Below are 7,258 nucleotides of genomic sequence, written 5' to 3'. Positions count from 1 at the left end.
AATATGAATTTTGTTTTTTTTACATATAAAGATTTTTTGACACAAAGCTTAATTTAAGAAATTGATAAACCTAATATAAAGTTTTTAAGAAGAACCGGAAAAAAATGAATTTATTATGAAGAACTCTTGACAAGAGGTACGGAAATTTACTAATTAATGGTTGGGTAGTTTCATTGGAGGACTGTGCTAGATTAATTCTTGGAGTTGTTTTTTTTGCAACTTCGAGACGTCATAACTCATATTCCTGATTGAAAATCAAGCTAACAGATGCTTGATAAGCAAATAAGAAGCCTAGTCTTGCCTGTAGTCAGCCAATTCTAGTTATCCAAGGGAAAAAACGGATTGATACTGGTTTGAAACCAGAGTTAACCGTTTATCATATTCTGAAGTTAGCTGGAAGTTCCTTCTAAACAGAATTCAGTCAAGCAAAGTTCGCTCACAACTTCGCTGAGTCATATATTCATTAGTTTTTAGGTCTTTGTCAGCTCTTAATTTGATTTAAGATACAGTGGTTAGCTTGCAGCATACTTAAAAGGAGTGCGAGTAAGTAATTGCGAATGAAGTGATTGTATACTGTCAAACATAATGTTAACAACATACTGTTGTTTTTAAAGGATCCAACAGCCATGATTTTTAGTGTGTTTACTCAGGGATGCTTACTGCCATTTACTAATAAGATTTTTTATACCTCTGTTAGTCAGTGCGTCTTTATAGCTTTCTCATTCATTAAAAAAAATAAAACTCTAACTTGATGTGTTTGCAACTCTTTGAGTACTCTATTCGTTCTGGTTACCCCAGAAACCGGAAGATAGGGAAACCAAAGTGCGTATTAACCTGGAAATAGCCCCCCTAAACCCCATAACAGTAGGGGAGCGGCTTCCAAGGTGCTGTACGTCAAACACACAATTAATTAGCTTCCCAGGACTAATTAAGTATGTGGCTGTCAAGCCTTTGCATCGGGACTAGTGACAGCTGCAGCGGATTCATGCGCCCACTTTTTTGACGTCAACTAATATTATGTTACACCAGTTCACTCAACGGCAAGCTTGTGCAAGCTTTAAAGGCACCATAGAAAGGTGCATGTATGGTACTCAGCAACTGCTCCCTCAACCAGAGTGTAGTTTACGGTCGTCAATCAATTTAGTTCAGACCAAAGACTGATTATTGTGGTGGAGGAATGATAATGTCATCAGAATTTTCGCAGCAGTTGTGTCAACAAATAGCTACAGCATTAGACGTGGTTGTTTCACAACAGGAACTAGCAGGGTGCATTGCACAGGCAGAAATCCTCGAACCAGCACCCACAAAGCAGTTTTGGCAAACAACAGACGGTATTGCCGGAGTGTATATAGTTCTTCGTGGCAAAGTCAGACTATTAGATAGCGCCGAGAACTTAATCACAACTCTAGGTACAGGTTCTTGCTTCGCAGAAGCTACCTTGTTTCCAGAACAAGACTTTCTACCATATATTGCCAAAGCATCAACGAACCTCAAGCTTTGCTATCTCAAACTAGAGATATTAAAACTTTTAATAGATAAAAATCCTAGCCTTGGCGATCGCCTCCTGCAACGCGCTCAACTATGGGACTTACTACTGCGATGTCGGCAAAATTCGCAAATAGAGTGCCCACCATCAGACGTACCAGAAATACTAAAAGGTTTATCTTATTTCTCTCAACACCAATTGGATAGCAATCAAAAAATATCGCTACCCAAAGATAGTAAATTGTGGCTGGTGTACAAAGGAGAACTGCGACATACAAATGGTCAAAGTTTGACACCAGGACAAATTATTACACACTCAGATCAGGGAGATTGGCAAACAACTGAGCCAACGATCGCCTACGATCTCAAAGAAACACAATGGCAAACAGTGATTGAACACTGGCAGCAATTGGCACAGTTGGTAGAACCCGAACAAGATTCACCCGCACCTCAAGAGCAAAAGGTACGTCCTCGGAAATCAAAAGCAGAACAAATTACTCCTTCTGGAAACGTCATCCCTTTTCCCCAAAGGGAGTCAGCGACAACAAAACAACAGCCAAAAAAATCACGCGCCTACTTTCCAACTCCCAAAGTGAAAGTCGGGCAAGCGTGGGGACAACTAACCAAAAGCTACCCATTTTTTGCACAGCAAAGTGCTGCCGACTGTGGTGCCGCGTGTCTGGTGATGATAGCACGCTATTGGGGCAAACGCCTAAATCTGAATCGACTGCGGGAGTCAGCCAACGTCAGCCGGTCTGGTGCATCACTTAGTGCTTTAGCCGCCGCCGCTGAAAATGTTGGCTTTGCAACCCGTCCAGTCAAAGCCAGCTTTGATAAACTAGCACAACAATCTTTACCAGCCATCGTCCATTGGGAAGGCAAACACTACATCGTCCTTTATGAAATTACCTCAAAGCAAGTGATTGTCGGTGACCCTGCGATTGGTCAACGCATTCTCAGCCCAAAGGAATTTCAGGCAGGTTGGACTGGATATGCCTTATTGCTGCAACCCACATCTGTACTAAAAGAAACAGAAGAAGACAGCACAGGCATCTGGAGGTTTTTTGAGCTACTCAAACCCCACACTTGGGTACTACTGGAAGTTTTCTTTGCTTCAGTGCTGATTCAGGCGTTTGGGCTAATCACGCCCTTATTTACCCAACTGCTTTTTGATAGAGTGATTGTCCAGGGTAGCACCTCTACATTAAACGCCGTCTGTATAGGGTTGATCATATTTGGTTTGTTCAGCATCGCTGTGAATGGCTTACGGCAATATCTCTTAGCGCATACAGCAAACCGTGTCAGCATTGCACTGTTGGTAGGTTTTATCAAACATACCCTACGCTTACCTCTATCGTTCTTCGAGTCCCGCTACGTCGGAGATATTGTCTCTCGCATCCAGGAAAACCAAAAAATTCAAAACTTCCTGACAGGGGAAACACTGTCAATCATTCTGGATTTGTTGACAGTGTTTATTTATGCAACATTAATGTTTTGGTATAACTGGCGGATGGCACTTCTAGGGTTGATGACTGTACCGCCATTTTTTATCCTGACACTAGCTTCGACAAATATCTTGCGTCGGATGTCCAGAGAGATTTTCAATGCAGGCGCTGAACAAAGCAGTTACCTGATTCAAGCCCTCACGGGTATTCGTTCAGTGCGTTCAATGGCAATTGAACATACAGTGCGCTGGCGTTGGGAAGAATTGCTGAATACTTTGGTCAAAAAATCCTTTAGCGCACAGATTATTGGCAATAATCTGCAAATTACTAGTAGTGTCATCGACACTGTGATGCATACGGTATTGCTATGGTACGGGGCCTCGCTAGTCATTAATCAAGAACTCACTATTGGACAACTGATTGCTTTTAATATGTTGTTGGGCAACGTCCTCAGCCCTTTCAAGCGACTCAGCGTGGTGTGGAATCAATTCCAAGAAATTGTCATTTCTGTGGAACGCATCAACGATGTCCTGGACGCAGAACCAGAAGAAGACTTGCAAAACAAACCCCGCAAGCCTTTGCGTCACTTGCGCGGTCACATTCGCTTTGATAATGTCACTTTCCGCTATCACCCAGAAAGCCAAACAAACATCCTGGAAAATCTCAGCTTTGAAATTCAGCCGGAACAAACAGTCGCGGTGGTGGGACGCAGTGGTTCTGGAAAGACAACTTTGTCAAAGTTAATGTTGGGTCTATATCCTGCAAGCGAGGGCAAAGTCTTAGTCGATGGTCACGATGTTAGTAGTATCACTCTTAAATCCCTGCGACAGCAAATTGGTGTGGTAGACCAAGCTACTTTCTTGTTTGGCGGTACAATTCGAGAAAACATTGGTATCGCTCATCCAGAAGCATCTTTAGAAGACATTATTGAAGCAGCACGTTTGGCTGGTGCAGATGAATTTATTCAGCAGCAAGCAATGGGTTACGACACCGAAATTGGTGAAGGTGGTGGAATGCTTTCTGGTGGACAACGTCAACGTCTGGCGATCGCCCGCGCCTTGCTAGGTAATCCCCGATTTTTAATTTTCGATGAAGCCACCAGTAGCCTGGATGCGGAATCCGAACGAATCATTCAGAACAACTTGAAAACTATTCTTCAAGGACGCACGAGTCTGATTATTGCCCATCGCCTTTCCACTGTCCGCAACGCTGACTTAATTCTAGTGTTAGACCGGGGTGTCTTGGTCGAAAGCGGGACACACGACGAATTAATCGCCAAAAAAGGACATTATTACTACCTGAATCAACAACAACTTGCTCATGCAGGTTAAGTTTTTACAGTTAACAGTGATCACTTAAGTGATTACTGATTTCGTGTACCACCAACGAAAACTATGCCAAACACATCTCCTAATCCCTCATCTGGAGTTCCGAAACCCCAGCCTGACCCGCAAAAAAACTACATTCAGTCAGCCAAAAGCGCGGAATCTACTGAGTCAGTTAAGCAGACAGAAACAACAGATGAGACACAAAATTGGTTTTTGGGAACCGAAGAACTGTTAGATGCTTTACCTAAAGTCTGGACACGTTCTTCGCTGTATTTGTTAGTCGCTTTTGCAGTGATTGTCTTACCTTGGGCGATGTTCTCAAAGGTGGATGAGACAGAGAGTGCTAGAGGACGTCTTGAACCCAAAGGTGCAACCCAAAAGTTAGATAGTCCAGTGGGTGGAAGTGTGACCGTTGTCAAGGTCAAAGAAGGCGACACCGTAAAATCAGGTCAGGTTCTACTGGAACTAGACTCAGAGGTTCTCAAAACTGAACTTAACCAGGTTCAGACAAAGCTCGACGGACTGCAAAATCGGCGCAAGAGTTCAGAACTACTCAAAAATCAATTGACGGTTTCTGTGCAAACTCAGCAACAACAAAACCAAGCTCAACTCTTAGCAAAACAGTCTCAAGTGGACCAGGCGCGACAGAATTTAGATGCTCTCAAAGCCGTCTATAACTTACAGAAAGAGGAAAAACTGGCGAAAGTAGACCAGGTGCAGCAGGCTCTCAATTCTAGCAAGGCAGCTCAGAAATTAGCAGAAGTTCGTTTTCAAGCCTCTCAAGGAAAAGTCCCACGCTATAAAAAAGCCTATGAAGATGGTGTGATGTCACAAGAGCGCTTCAAGGAAGTGGAACAGTCAGCACAAGAAAACTACGAACGCCTTGTGCAAGCTCAGTCTGAGATTGCTCAGACTCAGTCGAGCTTAAAAGAGCAACAAACCAGTTATCAAAGGACAATTCAGCAAGCTCAGTCAGAAATCCAGCAAGCTGAACTCCGCTTCAAAGAAGAACAACGCAATTATCAAAGCTTGGTTCATACAAATCAACTTGCACAACTCAAACTAGAGGAACAACTCAAAGAACTGCAATCACAAATTGACTCCCTGCAATCGGAAATTTCCCAAACTCAAAGCCAATTAAGAGCCTCAAAGATTCAGTTGCAGCAACGAGTGGTGCGATCGCCCATTAATGGTGTGATTTTTGAATTTCCCACTACCAAGCCAGGAGCCGTACTACAACCAGGTCAGAGAGTTGCTCAAATTGCACCATTACAAGTTGGTGTAGTACTCAAAGCTCAGATACCTAACCAGCACAGTGGCTTCTTAAAAGCGGGTATGCCTGCCAAAGTCAAATTTGATGCCTATCCTTTCCAGGAGTATGGCATCGTGTCAGGAAAAGTCAATTGGATTTCTCCAGACTCTAAAGTTCAGCAAACACTTCAAGGGAATGTAGAAAACTTTGAGTTAGAAATCACTTTGAATCAGCAGTATATCCAAAGTGGCAAAAAACGTATTCAATTCATTCCTGGACAAAGTGCAACCGCTGAGGTGGTTATCCGCCAGCGGCGTATCATCGACTTCATCCTAGATCCATTTCAGAAATTGCACAAAGGTGGTTTAAACGTTTAGTCAAAAGTCAACTTTAACAGCTACCAACAAGAGTGAACAGCTACCTACGCAGCTACCTACGCAGCTACCTACGCAGGGAACAAGGGGTGGACGAGTCCGTTTCCTACCTGGTAACCCTTCGGGTTCGCAGTCGCCTACGGAGGGAGACCCTCCTGCAGCGCTGGCTCACTGATAACTGATAACTGGTAACTGATAACTGGTAACTGATAACTGGTAACTGATAACTGATAACTGATAACTGGTAACTGATAACTGATAACTGATAACTGATAACTGATAACTGTTTTAACGTTTCTAGTCTAAAATTCAAATTCCTAGGAGAATCGTGTCGTGTCAAAACCTTTGACCATTTCGTCCTCAGACCTGATTCACAGTCTGAAACTATCTTGTCAAATCCCTGATGTTGTGGAAGCGATCGCAACCCAAAAAATTATTGCTGAGGCGGCTCAAGAAGCCGGGATTCAAGTCTCGGAACAAGAACTTCAACAAGAAGGAGATAGACTACGCTTTGCCAAAAAACTTGTCAAAGCTCAAGACACTTGGAACTGGCTCAAAAAACATCATCTCTCTCTGGCTGAATTTGAAGAATTGATCCATAACAAAGTACTTGCCACTAAGTTAGCTAGCCATTTGTTTGCACAGCATATAGAACGGTTCTTTTATGAAAACCAACTCAATTACGTTGCTGCTGTCACTTATGAAGTTATCTTGGATGACAGAGACTTGGCCCTAGAACTGTTTTATTCTCTCGAATCAGGCGAAATCACTTTCCAAGAAATTGCTCGTGAATATATTCAACAGCCTGAACTTCGACGTGCTGGAGGATATCAAGGAATGCGACATCGTAAAGATTTTCGACCAGAGATTGCAGCGGCTGTATTTGCTGCCACTCCACCGTCCCTTATCAAGCCGATTTCGACTTCCAAGGGAGTTTATTTGATTTGGGTAGAAGAAATTGTTCAACCTATCTTGGATGAGCAGTTACGTGACAAAATTCAGCAAGAATTGTTTGATCATTGGTTGAAGGAACAAATTCAAACGATAGAGATTAACACAAATTTAGATTTAAGTCTTGATTTGCAAGGATCGCAAGAGTTGCGTAAGCAAGCCTAATTTTTCGGTTTCTGAAAAAAAGTGTCTGTGTAAACAAATTTTGTATATAGCGACTTATTCTCCTTTTGTTAGAAAGGGGCGAAAGGCTTTTGTTTGATTTCAAATAATTAAAAACTCTTTTTACAAAAGGGTAGCAATATAAGTGATTTTAAGAATGAAAAATTATAGATAGAAAAAATATTTGCTCGAAATCAATTGAGGCTTTCGTCTTCAAGATAACTTCATAATTACAAATAAATAGAATCAGCGAAACAGTCG

General features: G+C 42.4%; 3 protein-coding genes. All 3 read left to right on the top strand.

Annotated features, from left to right (window positions below):
* Positions 1-1,183 precede the first annotated feature (1,183 nt).
* The 3 genes from DP116_RS25710 (at position 1,184) to DP116_RS25700 (ending at position 7,000) form a co-directional block, all read left to right on the top strand.
* Positions 1,184-4,261, top strand: coding sequence for an ABC transporter transmembrane domain-containing protein (locus DP116_RS25710; protein ID WP_169157849.1), 3,078 nt, complete (start codon positions 1,184-1,186; stop codon positions 4,259-4,261).
* 63 nt (positions 4,262-4,324) lie between these two features.
* Entirely contained in the window at positions 4,325-5,887 is a 1,563-nt protein-coding gene (locus DP116_RS25705; protein ID WP_169157848.1) for a beta-barrel domain-containing protein, read from the top strand.
* A 330-nt stretch (positions 5,888-6,217) separates the two neighbouring features.
* On the top strand, positions 6,218-7,000 hold the full coding sequence (locus DP116_RS25700; RefSeq protein ID WP_169157847.1) for a peptidylprolyl isomerase: 783 nt from the start codon (positions 6,218-6,220) through the stop codon (positions 6,998-7,000).
* Positions 7,001-7,258 lie beyond the last annotated feature (258 nt).

This window comes from Brasilonema bromeliae SPC951 (assembly GCF_012912135.1).
In the GTDB taxonomy this organism is placed as follows: domain Bacteria; phylum Cyanobacteriota; class Cyanobacteriia; order Cyanobacteriales; family Nostocaceae; genus Brasilonema; species Brasilonema bromeliae.
Note: the sequence above shows the minus strand (reverse complement) of the source record. Positions and strands in the feature narration are given on the sequence as shown.

What these genes read in the sequence shown, in the direction of transcription:
- DP116_RS25710 (WP_169157849.1), top strand. Translation starts at nt 1,184, where the DNA reads ATGTCATCAGAATTTTCGCAGCAGTTGTGTCAACAAATAGCTACAGCA.
- DP116_RS25705 (WP_169157848.1), top strand. Translation starts at nt 4,325, where the DNA reads ATGCCAAACACATCTCCTAATCCCTCATCTGGAGTTCCGAAACCCCAG.